We start from the raw sequence: 15,611 nt of genomic DNA, 5'->3' as shown, positions 1-15,611 counted from the left end.
CCGGTTCGAGCTCGGATAATAACCAGGGGATGCGCTATGTTGTCGTTTAATCACCCGAGGCCCGTTAACAGCAATAAACCCGTCGCCATGCTGATCCAGGAACAGGCCGACGACAAGCTGCTGCACGTGCCTGTGAGTGACCGCCCCGTCGACATGCCGGCGCCATCCGCTGCGCCTCCCGTCCCCTTGTCCGAACTGCATTTCTTCGTGCGCTACACGCTCGGCGAATACATCAGCTTCATGTGGCAGCACGGCGGCTTCCTCATCCGCCGCCGCCGCATCCGCTGGCCAGCCAGCCTCTACCTGCGCCTGAAAAGCACCCTGGGCGCCGCCCTCCATTTCGTCATGCTCGGCCGCGGACGCCGCACCTACGAGTTCACCATCGACCAGCACGGCATCGTGCGCACCAGCGGGGGCGTGACCCTGATCGGGTGGGAAGACGTGATCGGCGTGCGCACCTACTCGCGCGGGTTCATGATGGTGCTCAAGCGCGGGACCTTGCCGATTCCGTATCGGGCGCTGTCGGATGCGCAGAAGGGGGCGATGAAAGAGTTGGCGGCTGCCCGCCGGGATTCGCTTCTGTAGGGGTGATCTGGTCCAGTGGACCAGATCACGCTTTGCCGCCCACGCGGTGATAGTTTGAAGCGAGATCATCCGGCGCGATAACGGAGCCGATGGCGATCACCGCGTGGGCGGCAGACCCGCCCACCCTACGAAAATCAATCCGCAAATAAAACTGGCATCTCCAGCGAGCGCTTCTTGAGCGCCAGCCGCGCCCCGTCGTAATCCGGATACACCTCGGCCACCGTCGCCCAGAAGCGCGGGCTGTGGTTCATTTCGCGCAGGTGCGCCAGTTCGTGCACCACCACGTAGTCCACCAGGGAAGCCGGATAGTGCACCAGGCGCCAGTTCAGGCGGATATTCCCCTCGATCGTGCACGAACCCCAGCGCGTGCCGGCCGACGACAGCGCAAAGGCCTTGTAGGCCACGTTCAGCTGCGGCGCGAAGAAATCCAGGCGCTCCCTGAACAGCCGTTTCGCCTCGGCCTGGAACCACAGCTTGACGCGTTCCTTCAGCTGCCATTCCGACAGGCCGGGCACCACGCCGATCCACAGCTCGCGGTTCGCCGCATCGTACTGGCAGTGGCTGCGCGACGCTTCTTCCAGCCGCAGGGTGATCTCGCCGCCCAGGTAGGGCAGGCGGGCGCCGTCCTTCCACGCCACCGGTATGCGTTCCTGGCGCTGGGCGCGGCGCTCGCCGCGCTCCAGCAGCTTGGTGAGGATCCAGCGCTGCTTGGCGCGGATCGCGTTGTCGATGTCGATCTGGGTGCAGCGGCGCGGGGCGGTCACGCGCAGGCCGTCGTCGTCGATCATGAAGCCGATCGAGCGGCGCGTCGAGCGGCGCAGGGCGTAATCGACGGTGTGGGCGCCGAGGACGATGCGCTTGAGCGGCGGCTCGCCGTCGGCGACCGGCGGCGTCGGGATGAGGTGGCGCGGCGCCGGAGGCGGCGCCTTGAAGAGAGGCTGCGCGGGCGGAGCCGGTTTATCCGAAGGCTTGAGCGCCGCGAAGAATTCCTGTGCAAACAGTTCCAGCTGGTGCCCGTCGATCCTGGAGGAGGTCATGGATTGCTGCGGTCTTGAATTCCTGATCTGGGCGCTGACGTCGCTCAGCCACCTTTGTAGACGTGGGGCGAGATAACGCGCATTTCGGATTCTATCCAATTTTCGACCTCTTGCATCATGCTGTCGGGGGTGTGGTTGTCCGGCGAAATCGGCTTGCCGATCGAAACCGTGATCAGGCCGGGGCGCTTGAGGAAGGAATTCTTCGGCCAGCACTCGCCTGAATTATGCGCGATCGGGACGACCACGGTTTGGGTTTCGACAGCCAGGCGCGTACCGCCGCTCTTGTACTTGCCTTTCTGGCCGACCGGGATGCGCGTCCCTTCCGGGAACATGATGATCCACTGGCCGTCCGCGAGGCGGCGGCGGCCATGCCTGACCACCTGGGCGAACGCGTTCTTGCCCTGCTTGCGGTCGATCGGGATCATGCGCAGCAACGCCATGCCCCAGCCGAAGAAGGGGATGTAGAGGATCTCTTTTTTGAAGACGTAGACCAGGGGCCGGGTGAGGTTCGGCAGCAGGAAGATGGTCTCCCACGCCGACTGGTGCTTGGACAGGATGATGGCCGGGCCGTCCGGCAGGTTCTCGTAGCCCTTGAACTCGTAGCGGATGCCGCAGATGACGCGCGCAGCCCAGATGATGAAGACGTTCCAGCGCGAGGTCACCCAGAAGCGCTTGTTGTAGGGCAGCGGCGCCGCCAGGAAGCATACACAGGCCCACACCACGGTGGCCACGATCATGACGATCTTGAAGAGCAGGGAACGCAGGAACAGGCTGAGGGTATGCAAAGGGGCTCCGGACAATTGGACTGGTTCTGGATGTGATAGCTTGCTTATTTACTCGGGCCGCTGTGCCGCGGTCTTGAGAAAGGCGTTCACCATCGACGCGAGGTCGGGGAATACCTGGGTGCCGGGCGGCAGGCCCCCGGTCTGCTGCGTCTTCTCGCCCTTGCCGGTCAGGACCAGGTAGGGCACGCAGCCCATGATAAAACCGGCCTGCAGGTCGCGCAGCGAATCGCCCACGGTCGGCACGCCCTTCAGGCTCAGCTTGTAGCGCTTGCTGATCTCTTCGAACATGCCGGCCTTCGGCTTGCGGCAATCGCAGTTGTCGCTGGCGGCGTGCGGACAGAAGAAGATGGCGTCGATGTCGGCGCCGGCCAGCTGGGCGCTGGCGTGCAGTTTCTGGTGGATCGCGTTCAGGGTCGTGATGTCGAACAGTTGGCGCGCGATGCCCGACTGGTTCGAGGCGATCACGACCCGGTAGCCCGCCTGGTTCAGGCGGGCGATCGCTTCCAGCGAGCCGGGAATGGGGATCCACTCCGCCGGCGACTTGATGAAGTCCGGCGAATCGTGGTTGATGACTCCATCCCGGTCGAGGATGATGAGTTTCATGATAAGGCCTTATGCCGCGAGCTTCGAAATATCCGCGACGCGGTTCATCATGCCGTGCAGCTGCGACAGCAGCGCCAGGCGGTTGTTGCGCAGGTTGACGTCTTCCGCCATCACCATGACGTCGTTGAAGAAGGCGTCGACTTCATCCTTCATCAGCGCCAGGGTCCTGAGGGCGCCGGTGAAGTCGCTGTTCTCGAACGCGCTGGTGACCTCGCCCTCGAGCGCGGTCATCTTGGCGGCCAGCGCGCTTTCCGCCGGCTCGATCAGCAGCGCCTGCTTGACCGAAGCGTCGGCCGGCATCGCCTCCTCGTTCTTCTTGAGGATGTTGGTGATGCGCTTGTTGGCGGCGGCCAGCGAGCTCGACTCCGGCAGGGCGGCGAAGGCCTGCACCGCTTCCAGGCGCTGGACGACGTCGTCGACGCGGTCCGGGTTCTGGGCCAGGACGGCCTCGACCTCGTTCGGCGAGAAGCCGCGCTCGCGCAGCATGCCGCGCAGGCGGTCCAGCATGAACACGGTGACCTCGGCGCGCGGATCCTTGAACGCGGCCTGGCCTTCGAACACGCCGGCCGCTGCGGCCAGCAGCTCGGAGATCGACAGCGGCAGGCGCTTCTCGACCAGCATGCGCATCACGCCCAGGGCGTGGCGGCGCAGCGCGAACGGATCCTTCTCGCCGGTCGGCTGCAGGCCGATGGCCCAGATGCCGACCAGGGTTTCCAGCTTGTCGGCCAGCGCGGCCACCAGGCCGGTATTGGTGGACGGCAGGGTATCGCCGGCGAAGCGCGGCTGGTAGTGCTCGGAAGCGGCCAGGGCGACTTCCTCGTGCTCGCCGTCGTGGCGTGCGTAGTAGGTGCCCATGATGCCCTGCAGTTCGGGGAACTCGCCGACCATGTCGGTCAGCAGGTCGGCCTTGGCCAGGCGGGCGCCGCGTTCGGCCAGCGGCACGTCATAGCCCAGGCGGCGCGCGATGCTGCTCGCCAGGACGGTGACGCGTTCGCTGCGCTCGAGCTGGGTGCCGAGCTTGTTGTGATAGACCACGTTTTCCAGCAGCGGCAGGCGCGATTCCAGGGTCTTCTTCTTGTCCTGCTCGAAGAAGAACTTGGCGTCCGAGAGGCGCGGGCGCACTACGCGCTCGTTGCCGCCGACGATGGCGGACGGATCGTCGGTGGCGATGTTCGACACGATCAGGAAGCGCGAGCGCAGCTTGCCGGTGCTGTCCGTCAGCGCGAAATACTTCTGGTTGGTCTGCATGGTGAGGATCAGGCATTCCTGCGGCACGGCCAGGAATTCGTCCTCGAAGCGGCATTCGTAGACCACCGGCCATTCGACCAGCGCGGCGACTTCGTCGAGCAGCGACTCCGGCATCAGGACCTGGTCGGCGCCTGCCTTGTCCAGCAGCTGCTTGCGGATGCTTTCCTTGCGTGCCTCCGCGCTGGAGAGCACCTTGCCTTCGTTTTCCAGCACGCTGGCGTACTGGTCGGCGTGCGGGATGGCGATTCTCCCGCCGTGCGACAGGAAGCGGTGGCCCATGGTGTGGCGGCCGGCTTCCAGGCCCAGCAGCGTCAGCGGCAGCACCTGTTCGCCGTGCAGGGCGAGCAGCAGGTGCACTGGGCGCACGAAGTGCACGGTGTCGCCGCTCGGGCGCTGGTAGCTCATCACTTTCGGGATCGGCAGCTTGGCGACGCTGTCCTGCAGCACGTCCTGCAGGGCGCTGGCGAGCGCGCTGCCGCTGGCGGTGTAAGTGTAGAAGAAGGATTCGGCCTTGCCGTCCTGGGCGCGTTCGAGGTCGCCGATCTTCAGGTCGGGGAAGCCCAGCGCGGCCAGCTTCTTGGCCAGCGGGGCGCTCGGATTGCCGTCCTTGTCCAGGGCAACCGACACCGGCAGCACCTTTTCGCGGATCGATTTGTCGGGCGAGGTGCCGCGCACGTTGGTGATCATGACGGCCAGGCGGCGCGGGGTGGCGTGCGAGGTGACGACGCTGTCGCTTTCCAAAAAGTCGCGCGCCTTCAGGCCATTGGCGATGCCGTTGGCAAACGCGGCGCCCAGCTTGACGAGCGCTTTCGGGGGCAGTTCTTCGGTCTGGATTTCGACGAGGAGTGTTTGATTCATGGTCTGTTCTGTTCTTTTCAAGCGGCGTTCTTTTGGTCAGCCCGGGCCTCGGCGGCCCCAAGCATCGGGAAGCCCAGCTTCTCGCGCGACTCGTAATAGGCCTGAGCCACCAGGCGCGACAGGGTGCGCACGCGGCCGATGTAGGCGGCGCGTTCGGTCACCGAGATGGCGCCGCGCGCGTCCAGCATGTTGAAGCTGTGCGAAGCCTTCATGATCTGCTCGTAGGCCGGCAGGGTCAGCTGCAGCTCGACCAGGCGCTTGGCCTCGGCTTCGTGGTTGCTGAACGCCTGGAACAGCAGTTCGGTGTTGGCATGCTCGAAGTTGTAGGTCGACTGCTCGACTTCGTTCTGGTGGAAGACGTCGCCGTACGACAGGGTCTTCTTGACCGGAGCGCCGGCCGCACCATTTTCCTCCCACTCGGTCCACACCAGGTCGTAGACGTTCTCGACGCCCTGCAGGTACATGGCCAGGCGCTCGATGCCGTAGGTGATCTCGCCCAGCACCGGCTTGCAATCGAGGCCGCCGACCTGCTGGAAATAGGTGAACTGGGTGACTTCCATGCCGTTCAGCCAGACTTCCCAGCCCAGGCCCCAGGCGCCCAGGGTCGGGCTTTCCCAGTCGTCTTCCACGAAGCGCACGTCGTTCTTCTTCAGATCCAGGCCCAGGGCCTCGAGCGAGCCGAGGTAGAGGTCGAGGATGTTTTCCGGCGCGGGCTTCAGCACCACCTGGTACTGGTAGTAGTGCTGCAGGCGGTTCGGGTTCTCGCCGTAGCGGCCATCCTTCGGACGGCGCGACGGCTGCACGTAGGCGGCGCGCCACGGCTCCGGGCCGATCGCGCGCAAGAAGGTGCCGGTGTGGAAGGTGCCTGCGCCGACTTCCATGTCATAGGGCTGCAGCAGTGCGCAACCCTGCTTGTCCCAGTAGGTCTGCAGGGTGAGGATGATTTGTTGGAATGTGAGCATCGGATGTGAGCGATAGGTGAGGCGCTGCGGCATTGCCTGCCGCGGTCACGGTAAATTTGCCAAATGACCAATTCTACTAAGTTTTATCGGTATTCTGGGGAGCGATTCAACTCAGCAGTACGAATTGGTGGGGTTTTTGTAGGGTGGACGGTAAAACAGTCCAGTGGACTGTTTTACGCCGTCCGCGCGTTCAATGATCGGATGCGTTGCCACAGAGCGTCGGTGAGTCGGATGCGCGGACGGCGGAGCCGTCCACCCTACGAAACCCGATTGCGGTAGCGGCCGGCGATCCATGCGCCAAGGAACATCAGGCCGGCGAGCGCCAGGAAAGCCAGGTTGCCGGCGCGGACGTAGGGCGTCAGGCCTTCGGTGCCGCGCACCGTTGCCGCCAGCACGCCGCGCTCGTAGAAGGGCAGGCGCTGCACGACATTGCCGCGGCCGTCGATGACGGCGGTAGCGCCGTTGTTGGTCGAGCGCAGCATCGGGCGCCCGGTTTCGATGGCGCGCATCTGCGAGATCTGCAGGTGCTGCGGAATCGCCACCGATTCGCCATACCAGGCCAGGTTCGACACGTTCAGCAGCAGGGTCGCGGGCTGCGCGGCATTGCGCAGCTGGGCCGCGATCTCTTCGCCAAACGCGTCCTCGTAGCAGATATTCGGCAGCACCAGCTGGTCCTTCACCGGGAAGGGCGCCTGCAGCGGCTCGCCGCGGGTCTGGTCGCCCAGCGGAATGCGCATCAGGTCGGTGAACCAGCGGAAGCCCGGCGGAATGAATTCGCCGAAGGGCACCAGGTGGTGCTTGTTGTAGAGGTAGCCCTGCGTTCCCGCCGCGCCGCGCGGATCGAGCGCGATCACGCTGTTGGCATAGCGGCCCTCGCGGTTCAGGGTCGGAATGCCGATCATCAGGTGGCTGCCGCTCTGCTGGGCAAAGCCCTGCAGCGCGCCCAGGTAGCCGTCGGGCAGCTGCTGCGGCGTGACGGGAATCGCCGTTTCCGGCGTGGCGACCAGGTCGGCCGGCGCCGCCGTGATCATCGCCTGGTAGCGGTCGATGATCTCGTGGAGATAAGCGGCGTCGAATTTCTGGTCCTGCCTGACGTCGCCCTGCAGCAGGCGCACGCTCAAGGGCTGTCCCACTTCCTGGGTCCAGCTGACCTGCTTCAGGCCGAAGCCGACCGCCATCACGGCCGCCAGCAGGCCGATGGCCGGCCAGCGCGCGCGCTGGGTCAGCATGACCAGGCAGCCTGCGCACAAGGCGGCCAGCACGCCGAGGCCGTAGACGCCGACGAGCGGCGCGTAGCCGCCAAGGGGCGAGACGTTGTGGGCATAGCCCGAGGCCGCCCAGGGGAAGCCGGTGAAGATCCAGCCGCGCATCCATTCCGACACGCCCCACATGGCGGGCAGCACCAGCAGCACGAAGGCGCTCACCGGCAGCGACCACTTGCGGCGCAACCAGCTGGCGGCGCCGCCGGCGAAGGCGCCGAACAGGCCCATGTACAGGCCGAGCAGGGCGATCGCGATCGCGCCCAGGATGGCGGGCAGGCCGCCGAAGCGGGTGACGGCGATGTACAGCCAGTGCATGCCGGCCACCGACCAGCCGAAGCCGAAGGCCCAGCCCAGCCACGCGCCGCGCCGCGGCGACGTGCCCATGCCGACCTGGTAGAAGAAGCAGGCAAGGGCGAGGAACTGCACCGGCCACCAGCCGAAGGGCTGGAAGGACAGCAGGCTGGCAGCGCCTGCCAGCGCCATCGCTACCAGGGCCTTCGGGGAAGGCCTGGTGCCGCGTAATGCTGGATCAGGGGCGGTGGTGGGCTGGGTACGGCGGCGCAGCATCAGTCGCGGTCGGTCTCGGGCGACGGCAGCTTCTCGACCAGCAGCACGTGGATCTGGCGCGCGTCGGCGCGCAGCACTTCGAAGCGCAGGTTGTCGAGGTCGACCACTTCGCCCTTGTGCGGCATGCGCCCGAGGTGGCTGGCGACCAGGCCGCCGATGGTGTCGGCGTCGATCTCGGGCAGGTCGGCGCCGATCTCTTCGTTGAACTGCTCGATCTCGGTCAGCGCCTTGACGCGCCAGCGCGGGCCCAGCTGGCCTTCCTTGATCGACAGGATGTTGTCCTCGTCCTCGTCGAAGTCGTACTCGTCCTCGATGTCGCCGACGATCTGTTCGAGCACGTCCTCGATGGTGATCAGGCCGGCCACGCCGCTGTACTCGTCGACGACGATGGCCATGTGGTTATGGTTGGCGCGGAAGTCGCGCAGCAGCACGTTCAGGCGCTTCGATTCCGGGATGAAGATCGCCGGGCGCAGCATCTTGCGCACGTCGAAGGAGTCCTCGGCATAGTAGCGCAGCAGGTCCTTGGCCAGCAGGATGCCGACCACCTTGTCGCGCTCGCCCTCGATGGCAGGGAAGCGCGAGTGCTGGGTCTCGAGCACGATCGGCAGCCATTGCTCTATCGGATCGGTGATGTCGATCACGTCCATTTGCGAACGCGGCACCATGATGTCGCGCACGGACAGGTCGGACACCTGGAACACGCCCTCGATCATCGAGAGTGCGTCGGCATCGATCAGCTTGCGCTCGTGGGCTTCGTGCAGGACTTCGAGCAGTTCTGCGCGGTTTTCAGGCTCGGGGGAGATGAGTGCGGTCAGCCGTTCGAACAGCGACCGGTGGGGTTTGACGTCCGATCGGACGTCACTGGGATACTCGGGCATAGTTTGGCGTGAAGCCGTTGTTACGATGGGTATAGGATACACCAAAAGGGCGAAAGGCCCCACAATGCGCGCCGTTAGCGCATGTTGATGCTAGGAAAGTAGGGTGGTCGGCTCTGCCGACCGCGCGTTCAACCAGCAGTAGAACAGACGAGCGGGCTGCATCGAGATAGTTTGAACGCGCGGACGGTGAAGCCGTCCACCCTACGAATCATTCGGAATACGGGTCGGGATAACCCAGCACTTCCATGATGTCGCGCTCGAACTGCTCCATCTCCTCGGCTTCCTCGTCGTGCTCGTGGTCGTAGCCCTGGGCGTGCAGCACGCCGTGCACCACCAGGTGGGCCGCGTGTTCCTCGACCGTCTTCTTCTGCTCCTCGGCCTCGCGCACCAGCACGTCGGTGCACAGGATGATGTCGGCCTGGGTCGGGTCGTCCTCGCCCAGTTCCTCGCCTTCGTTGTAGGCGAAGGTCAGCACATTGGTCGCGTAGTCCTTGCCGCGGTACTGGCGGTTCAGGGCCAGGCCTTCCTCGGCATCGACGAAGCGGATCGACAGTTCCGCCGGGCCGAGCAGGGCGGCTTCCACCCAGCGCTGCAGCATCTCCTCGGTGATGTCCTGTTCGAGGCGGGTGTCGGGATACTGGACTTCGAGGTCGAGCTTATGTTTTTTTTCTTGCATTTTTCACAGGGGTCGGTTTGGGGAGGGCGGCCAGTTCCTCGATCGAGGAATTCTTTTCGTAGGCATCGATGATGCGCGCCACCACCGGGTGGCGCACCACGTCTTCGCTGGCGAAATGGGTGAACGCGATGCCGCGCACGTTCTTCAGCACGTGGATGGCGTCGACCAGGCCGGAGCGCTGCGACTTGTGCAGGTCGACCTGGGTGACGTCGCCGGTGATCACGGCCTTGCTGCCGAAGCCGATGCGGGTCAGGAACATCTTCATCTGCTCGACCGTCGTGTTCTGGGCCTCGTCCAGGATCACGAAGGCGTGGTTCAGTGTGCGCCCGCGCATGTAGGCCAGCGGGGCGATCTCGATGACCTGCTTCTCGAACAGCTTCTGGGTGCGGTCGAAGCCGAGCAGGTCGTACAGCGCGTCGTACAGCGGGCGCAGGTAGGGATCGACCTTCTGGCTCAGGTCGCCCGGCAGGAAGCCGAGGCGCTCGCCCGCTTCCACCGCGGGGCGGGTCAGGATGATGCGCTTGACCGCGTCGCGTTCCAGCGCGTCCACCGCGCAGGCCACCGCGAGATAGGTCTTGCCGGTGCCGGCCGGGCCGACGCCGAAGCTGATGTCGTGCTCGAGCACGGCGCGCAGGTACTGGATCTGGTGCGGCGTGCGCCCGCGCAGGTCGCTGCGGCGGGTCTTGAGCGTGGGGCTGACCAGTTCGGAAGCTTCGCCGGCGTCTTCCGCGGCGTCCTTGACTTCGCGGGCGGCCGGTTCCGGCTGCTGCGCTTCGCCGGGGACGCGCGGCTTCAGGCCGGAACGCTGTTCCACCAGGGCCAGTTGGACTTCCTCGATCGGCACGACCTTGTTGGCGACCGCGTAGAAGCGCTCCAGCAGTTCGACCGCGCGTTCGGCATTGCTGCCGCTGACGATGAATTTCTCGCCGCGCCGGAAAATGGTGACGTCAAGCGCGGCCGAGATCTGGCGCAGGTTCTCGTCGAGCGGGCCGCACAGGTGGGCAAGCCGCGTGTTGTCGAGCGGCTCGGGGATGAAGTACGAAGGCTGTTGGGGTGTGTTTTTCAACTGGCTTTGGCAATCGTGTCTAGGTTGGCGACGAGTTCGCCGCTGAGGAAATAATCGTGGCTGGTGACGATACGCACATCGACCAGTTGTCCGACCAGCTGGATGCCGTCGTCGGCGCTGAAGTTGACCACGCGGTTGTTTTCGGTACGGCCTTGCAGCTGCTCCGGGTTTTTCTTGGACGGGCCTTCGACCAGCACGCGCTGGACGCTGCCGACCATGGCTGCACTATATTTGCGCGTATTCGCATCGATCAAGGCCTGCAAGCGTTGCAGCCGCGCCAGCTTGACTTCGTGCGGGGTGTCGTCCTCGAGATTGGCGGCCGGAGTGCCCGGGCGCTTGCTGAAGATGAAGCTGAAGCTGTTGTCGAAACCGACGTCTTCCACCAGTTTCATCATGGCCTCGAAGTCGGCATCGCTTTCGCCGGGGAAGCCGACGATGAAGTCGGACGAGAAGGCCATCTCCGGGCGCACCGCGCGGATGCGGCGGATGATCGACTTGTATTCAAGGGCGGTATAGCCGCGCTTCATGGCCCCGAGCACGCGGTCGGAACCGTGCTGCACCGGCAGGTAGATGTGGTTCACCAGCTGCGGGATCCTGGCGTAGGCGTCGATCAGGCGCTGGGTGAATTCCTTCGGGTGGCTGGTGACGTAGCGCAGGCGCGCGATGCCGGGGATGTCGGCAATATATTCCAGCAGCAGCGCGAAGTCGGCTACTTCGCCGCCCTCCATGGTGCCGCGGTAGGCATTCACGTTCTGGCCCAGCAGCATGATTTCCTTCACGCCCTGGGCAGCCAGGCCGGCGCACTCGGTCAGCACGTCCTCGAAGGGGCGCGAGACTTCCTCGCCGCGGGTGTAGGGCACCACGCAGTAGCTGCAGTACTTGCTGCAGCCTTCCATGATCGAGACGTAGGCCACCGGGCCTTCCACCTTGGCGGGCGGCAAGTGGTCGAATTTCTCGATTTCGGGGAAGCTGATGTCGACCTGGGCCGCGCCGCTATGGCGGCGTTCGCGGATCAGTTGCGGCAGGCGGTGCAGGGTCTGCGGCCCGAACACCACGTCCACGTGCGGGGCTCGCTTGACGATGGCTTCCCCTTCCTGCGAGGCCACGCAGCCGCCGACGCCGATCACCAGGTCCGGCTTGTCGCGCTTGAGCGCCTTGAAGCGGCCCAGGTCGGAAAACACTTTCTCTTGTGCTTTTTCACGCACCGAGCAGGTGTTCAGCAGGATGACGTCGGCATCTTCGGGCGAGTCGGTACGGACCAGTCCATCGGATGCGCCGAGGACGTCCGCCATCTTGTCCGAATCGTATTCGTTCATCTGGCAGCCGAAGGTCTTGATGAATACTTTTTTCTGCATGGCGTGCTGTATTGAGAGGAGTAGCTGATGCTTTGACTAAAGACGTGGCCAGTTTAGCGTAAATCGCCGCCCGTCCAGGAAATCGGCCCGTGCGCAGCGCGTTTCAATGCTTTAAGGAACGATAAATCTCTTAACCTAAAGTCGTTGCAAAGCTGCTCAGATTGTTAAATGTGCGATGATGAACAAAAGTGCTCGACCTGTTGAAAATGGTCATGTTGGAATCGATTCTTTCTTCTTGTAAATCAACAGCTTCGGTTTAACTTCTGATCAGGAAAATTTATTGCAGAAATCTCTTGCGTGCGCCACAAATAATCCCCATGTGCTGAAATGCCTATGTGACAAGCTTTCCGCACGATAGCTTGATTTCTGACAATGAGTCACATGCGCTGCTCGGATGTACTGTGGACGTATGAGCCTGATAATTTGTTTGAAAGACAAGTGCGCATGCGGGGAGGGTACGCGGGAGGTTGCAAACGGACGATGTCTTAAGGAGTTCTTCAGGCGCGACCTGTTTAATTTCCTAAAGGTAGTCCAGGAACTTATGTTGATGAAATGTAGTCTTTAACAAAAGTTCGTAAAGGAACTATTTTAACCAAACTGAAGAGGTAAACATCATGGCACAACAGCATCATGCTCTGTCTTCGCAGGAAAGCTACAACCCCAACCATCTGCTGGACATCCTGCTCGGTAAAATGCAGCTGAAGAACGACGCCGCGCTGTCGCGCATGCTCGAAGTTGCGCCGCCAGTCATCAGCAAGATCCGTCACCACCGTCTGCCGGTCGGCGCTTCGCTGCTGATCCGCATGCACGAAGTGACCGGTATGAGCATCCGCGACCTGCGCGACCTGATGGGCGACCGTCGTACCAAATATCGCCTGTCGGACGCACAAGGCCGCCCGAAGCCAGAAGAGAAGGCAGCCCAGGCAGCCGCCGCAGCGGCAGCCCAGCAGCAACAGCAACAGCCTCAGCAACAGCAGCAAGGTAACGAAGCAAATCCGTCGACCGGCAATTATGCTCACTGATGCCGCGGGCATGACAGCCGCGCCTGTCATGCCTTCGGTAGCAGCGGGCGGCGGCACCGCGGTCTGACCGCAGTGCCGCACCGGTCCGGCCGGCTCTTCTTTGCGCAGCCCATCTGCGCTATTTCCGTTTCCGTCAGGCCATCAGGATGGCCGACATCTCCTCGTACTGCAGCTCGGTTTCATGGAAGACCTGCAGCCACGCTTCCTCCGTCAGGCCCAGCGCCGTCCAGGCCACCGAGGACACGCGCGGCACCAGTTCGTCCGGATTCCCGGCCAGGTCCAGCGCATGCACGACCGCGCTTGCCACATGCACGATCGTCGCCAGGAAACCGGCGCCAGCCGCCTCCGGCGCATGGTGGTAAGCGATTGCCTGGCGCATGGTGTCCGAAAAATCCCAGTGCAGCGCAAGCGCCACGCCGGCGTCGACGTGGTCCACGCCCAGCAGGGCGCGTTCAGCATCGATCAGTTCGCCATCCATCTTGTCGCGCAGCGACAGCACTGCCTGATAGCGCTCGGGGAAGCGCGCCACCAGCACCAGCCGCCCGATGTCGTGCAGCAGGCCGGCGGTGAAGGCGTAGTCCGCATTGAAGCGTACCCGGCGCGCCAGCGCGCGGGCGCAGGCGGCGCTGGCGATCGAGTGGCGCCAGAAGGCCTTGTCGTTGAAGCCCGGGCAGCGCCCGGCCGGGAAGCAGCCGGTCAGCGCGGCCGTCGTGATCAGCCTGCGCATGGCTTCGAAGCCGAGATAGGTCATGGCTTGCTGGATCGTGGTCGCCTTGACCTGCAGGCCGAAGGCCGAGGAGTTGGCCAGGCGCAGGGTCTTGGCCGTCAGCGCCGGGTCGTTCGAGACCTTTTTCGCCAGCACGGCGATGTCGAGGTCTTCCTGGTCGAGGCTGCCGAGCAGCTCCATGACCACGGCCGGCAGCGAGGGCAGGTCGTCGACGCCGCCCAGGATGTCGGCGCTGTCGATCGGCGCCGCTGGTTCGAGGTGCGCGCTCATGGCGCCACCTCGCCCCGCAGGCGGTAATCCTCGACATAGCGGCGCAGCAGGCCGGTCGCCCAGTCGGCGTGGTCGTCGCGGTCGTTGCGGCGGAACAGATGGTCCAGGCGCGCCTGCACCGCGCCCGGGTCCGGCTGGCTCGGCGGCGCGGCGCGGCGGATCGGGGCCGCGCCGACGCCATGCCGGGACAGCGACAGGATGGTCGCCTCGCCCAGCACCGCGCCTTCGGCCAGCAGTACCTTCCCGTGCGCGTCAAGCAGCGCATCGGCGAGCACCATGCCCGGATACAGGTGCGCCAGTGGCACCAGCTCGTAGCTATCGCTCATGTATTCTCCAGTTCTTTCCTGCTTTCAATAAGTTGGACGATCTTAACACCGGGCTTGCGCCGCCACCCGCGCTGGCGCAGCTCGTGTGGCATTCCCGCAGCGTGTTTGAGAAATGTTGTACGCTTGTCGGTCGCGACCGTGTCGCTCCCCTCATGAAAGGAAACGATGAAGCTCTATATCAGTCCAGGCGCGTGTTCGCTGGCCCCGCATATCGCGCTGATCGCCGCCGGCCTGCCGTTCGCGGTCGAGCGCGTGAACCTGAAGACCAAGGCCATCGCCAGCGGCGGCGACTACCGTGACATCAATGACAAGGGCGCGCTGCCGGCCCTGCAACTGGACGACGGCAGGGTGCTGACCGAAGCCGCGGTCCTGCTGCAGTACGTCGCCGACCAGGCGCCGGGCGCGAACCTGGCCCCGGCCCACGGGACCTTCGAGCGCTACCAGGTGATGGAATGGCTGAACTACATCGCCACCGAAGTGCACAAGCGCTTCACGCCCCTGTTCACCCCGGGCTGCACCGAAGAGGGCCGCAGCGCGGCGTGGGCGGCGCTGGCCCGTCCGCTGGGCTACCTGGCCGGCAAGCTGGAAGGCCGTGCGTTCCTGACGGGCGAGACCTTCACCATCGCCGACGCCTACCTGTTCACCGTGCTGAACTGGGCGCAGTTCGCCAAGTTCAGCCTGGACGACTGGCCGGCATTGCAGGCCTACCAGGCCAGGATCGGCGCGATCCCGGCCGTGCAGGAAGCGCTGCGCGCCGAAGGCCTGGCCTGAGCCCAGCGCAGCATGAGCAATGCGCCACGCCGGCAAGGCCTCGGGTAGGATCGCGCCCATGAACGGCTCCTGCTACGTCGCATTCTTGCGAGGAATTAACGTCGGACGCGCCAAGCGCATTGCCATGGCCGACCTGCGCGCGCTGGTCGAGGGCCTCGGTTATACCGGCGTGCGCAGCCTGCTCAACAGCGGCAACCTCGTGTTCCGGGCGGCAGGCGTCACGGCGCAGGAGGCCGCTCGGGCGATCGAGGAAGCGCTGGCGCTCAGGCTCGGCGTGGCGGCGCGCGTGTTCGTGCTCGGCCGCGAGGAACTGGGCGCCATCATCGAGGGCAGTCCGCTGCTCGATGTGGCGACCGACCACGCACGCCTGATCGTCTTCCTGCTGGATGCGGCCGCGCAGCGTGACAGGCTGGCTGCGCTCGACGGCCGCGACTGGGGCTGCGAGCGGCTTGCGCTGGGTGAGCGCGCCGCCTATGTCTGGTGTCCGGAAGGGATGCTGCTTAGCGCTGCGGCTACGTCCCTTGGGAAACTTCTTGGGGATGGGACCACGTCCCGTAACTGGAATACGCTGCTGAAACTGCATGCCCTGTGCGGTGCGGCCTGAAGCCCGCCA

Annotated in this window: 16 protein-coding genes; 4 read left to right on the top strand and 12 right to left on the bottom strand. The window is 64.6% G+C overall.

Translation table 11 applies throughout. The annotated features are described in order from the left end of the window. Positions 1–87 precede the first annotated feature (87 nt). Positions 88–585 (top strand): YcxB family protein, encoded by a 498-nt coding sequence (locus MasN3_RS22645; RefSeq protein WP_281910416.1) that lies wholly within the window; start codon positions 88–90, stop codon positions 583–585. A 134-nt stretch (positions 586–719) separates the two neighbouring features. On the opposite strand, the gene MasN3_RS22640 is transcribed toward MasN3_RS22645, so the two are convergent. The 10 genes from MasN3_RS22640 to miaB form a co-directional block, all read right to left on the bottom strand. Further along, on the bottom strand, positions 720–1,622 hold the full coding sequence (locus MasN3_RS22640) for a M48 family metallopeptidase (protein ID WP_281910414.1): 903 nt from the start codon (positions 1,620–1,622) through the stop codon (positions 720–722). 44 nt (positions 1,623–1,666) lie between these two features. Then, a complete protein-coding gene (locus MasN3_RS22635; protein ID WP_281910413.1) occupies positions 1,667–2,407 on the bottom strand; it encodes a lysophospholipid acyltransferase family protein in 741 nt (246 codons plus the stop codon). 48 nt (positions 2,408–2,455) lie between these two features. Then, on the bottom strand, positions 2,456–3,010 hold the full coding sequence (gmhB, locus tag MasN3_RS22630; RefSeq protein WP_281910411.1) for a D-glycero-beta-D-manno-heptose 1,7-bisphosphate 7-phosphatase: 555 nt from the start codon (positions 3,008–3,010) through the stop codon (positions 2,456–2,458). Positions 3,011–3,019: 9 nt separating this feature from the next. Further along, positions 3,020–5,116 (bottom strand): glycine--tRNA ligase subunit beta, encoded by a 2,097-nt coding sequence (glyS, locus tag MasN3_RS22625; protein ID WP_281910410.1) that lies wholly within the window; start codon positions 5,114–5,116, stop codon positions 3,020–3,022. A 17-nt stretch (positions 5,117–5,133) separates the two neighbouring features. Beyond that, a complete protein-coding gene (gene glyQ / locus MasN3_RS22620; protein ID WP_281910408.1) occupies positions 5,134–6,078 on the bottom strand; it encodes a glycine--tRNA ligase subunit alpha in 945 nt (314 codons plus the stop codon). Between the two features lie 257 nt (positions 6,079–6,335). Continuing rightward, positions 6,336–7,907, bottom strand: a complete 1,572-nt coding sequence (gene lnt / locus MasN3_RS22615) for an apolipoprotein N-acyltransferase (RefSeq protein WP_281910407.1) — start codon at positions 7,905–7,907, stop codon at positions 6,336–6,338. After that, positions 7,907–8,785: an HlyC/CorC family transporter gene (locus MasN3_RS22610; RefSeq protein ID WP_281910406.1), complete on the bottom strand. Its 879-nt coding sequence runs from the start codon at positions 8,783–8,785 to the stop codon at positions 7,907–7,909. The genes lnt and MasN3_RS22610 overlap by 1 nt, the downstream gene beginning before the upstream one ends. A gap of 208 nt (positions 8,786–8,993) precedes the next feature. Next, positions 8,994–9,461 carry an rRNA maturation RNase YbeY gene (ybeY, locus tag MasN3_RS22605; RefSeq protein WP_281910404.1) on the bottom strand — a complete coding sequence of 156 codons (468 nt, stop codon included), beginning with the start codon at positions 9,459–9,461 and terminating at the stop codon, positions 8,994–8,996. After that, positions 9,442–10,527 (bottom strand): PhoH family protein, encoded by a 1,086-nt coding sequence (locus tag MasN3_RS22600; protein ID WP_281910402.1) that lies wholly within the window; start codon positions 10,525–10,527, stop codon positions 9,442–9,444. The genes ybeY and MasN3_RS22600 overlap by 20 nt, the downstream gene beginning before the upstream one ends. Next, a complete protein-coding gene (gene miaB / locus MasN3_RS22595) occupies positions 10,524–11,882 on the bottom strand; it encodes a tRNA (N6-isopentenyl adenosine(37)-C2)-methylthiotransferase MiaB (protein ID WP_281910400.1) in 1,359 nt (452 codons plus the stop codon). Before miaB ends, MasN3_RS22600 begins: the two co-directional genes overlap by 4 nt. Positions 11,883–12,496: 614 nt before the next feature. Between miaB and MasN3_RS22590 the strand changes: the two genes are divergently transcribed. Next, positions 12,497–12,904: a hypothetical protein gene (locus tag MasN3_RS22590; RefSeq protein WP_036250880.1), complete on the top strand. Its 408-nt coding sequence runs from the start codon at positions 12,497–12,499 to the stop codon at positions 12,902–12,904. Between the two features lie 133 nt (positions 12,905–13,037). On the opposite strand, the gene MasN3_RS22585 is transcribed toward MasN3_RS22590, so the two are convergent. After that, entirely contained in the window at positions 13,038–13,901 is an 864-nt protein-coding gene (locus MasN3_RS22585; RefSeq protein WP_281910398.1) for an HDOD domain-containing protein, read from the bottom strand. Continuing rightward, positions 13,898–14,227 (bottom strand): hypothetical protein, encoded by a 330-nt coding sequence (locus MasN3_RS22580; RefSeq protein WP_281910397.1) that lies wholly within the window; start codon positions 14,225–14,227, stop codon positions 13,898–13,900. The genes MasN3_RS22585 and MasN3_RS22580 overlap by 4 nt, the downstream gene beginning before the upstream one ends. Before the next feature lie 165 nt (positions 14,228–14,392). Here MasN3_RS22580 and gstA point away from each other — a divergent pair, with 165 nt between their 5' ends. Together gstA and MasN3_RS22570 are read left to right on the top strand one after the other, a co-directional pair. Next, on the top strand, positions 14,393–14,998 hold the full coding sequence (gene gstA / locus MasN3_RS22575) for a glutathione transferase GstA (RefSeq protein WP_281910396.1): 606 nt from the start codon (positions 14,393–14,395) through the stop codon (positions 14,996–14,998). Between the two features lie 85 nt (positions 14,999–15,083). After that, on the top strand, positions 15,084–15,602 hold the full coding sequence (locus MasN3_RS22570; protein WP_281910394.1) for a DUF1697 domain-containing protein: 519 nt from the start codon (positions 15,084–15,086) through the stop codon (positions 15,600–15,602). Positions 15,603–15,611 lie beyond the last annotated feature (9 nt).

The organism is Massilia varians (assembly GCF_027923905.1).
GTDB classification, from domain to species: domain Bacteria; phylum Pseudomonadota; class Gammaproteobacteria; order Burkholderiales; family Burkholderiaceae_D; genus Telluria; species Telluria varians_B.
The sequence above is the reverse complement of the archived record's forward strand: the minus strand, read 5'-3'. Positions and strand labels throughout refer to the sequence as shown.

Coding starts and splice junctions, on each gene's coding strand:
- gstA (WP_281910396.1), top strand. CDS start 14,393: ATGAAGCTCTATATCAGTCCAGGCGCGTGTTCGCTGGCCCCGCATATC.
- lnt (WP_281910407.1), bottom strand. CDS start 7,907: ATGCTGCGCCGCCGTACCCAGCCCACCACCGCCCCTGATCCAGCATTA.
- MasN3_RS22590 (WP_036250880.1), top strand. CDS start 12,497: ATGGCACAACAGCATCATGCTCTGTCTTCGCAGGAAAGCTACAACCCC.
- glyS (WP_281910410.1), bottom strand. CDS start 5,116: ATGAATCAAACACTCCTCGTCGAAATCCAGACCGAAGAACTGCCCCCG.
- MasN3_RS22580 (WP_281910397.1), bottom strand. CDS start 14,227: ATGAGCGATAGCTACGAGCTGGTGCCACTGGCGCACCTGTATCCGGGC.
- ybeY (WP_281910404.1), bottom strand. CDS start 9,461: ATGCAAGAAAAAAAACATAAGCTCGACCTCGAAGTCCAGTATCCCGAC.
- MasN3_RS22645 (WP_281910416.1), top strand. CDS start 88: ATGCTGATCCAGGAACAGGCCGACGACAAGCTGCTGCACGTGCCTGTG.
- MasN3_RS22640 (WP_281910414.1), bottom strand. CDS start 1,622: ATGACCTCCTCCAGGATCGACGGGCACCAGCTGGAACTGTTTGCACAG.
- gmhB (WP_281910411.1), bottom strand. CDS start 3,010: ATGAAACTCATCATCCTCGACCGGGATGGAGTCATCAACCACGATTCG.
- MasN3_RS22610 (WP_281910406.1), bottom strand. CDS start 8,785: ATGCCCGAGTATCCCAGTGACGTCCGATCGGACGTCAAACCCCACCGG.
- miaB (WP_281910400.1), bottom strand. CDS start 11,882: ATGCAGAAAAAAGTATTCATCAAGACCTTCGGCTGCCAGATGAACGAA.
- MasN3_RS22585 (WP_281910398.1), bottom strand. CDS start 13,901: ATGAGCGCGCACCTCGAACCAGCGGCGCCGATCGACAGCGCCGACATC.
- glyQ (WP_281910408.1), bottom strand. CDS start 6,078: ATGCTCACATTCCAACAAATCATCCTCACCCTGCAGACCTACTGGGAC.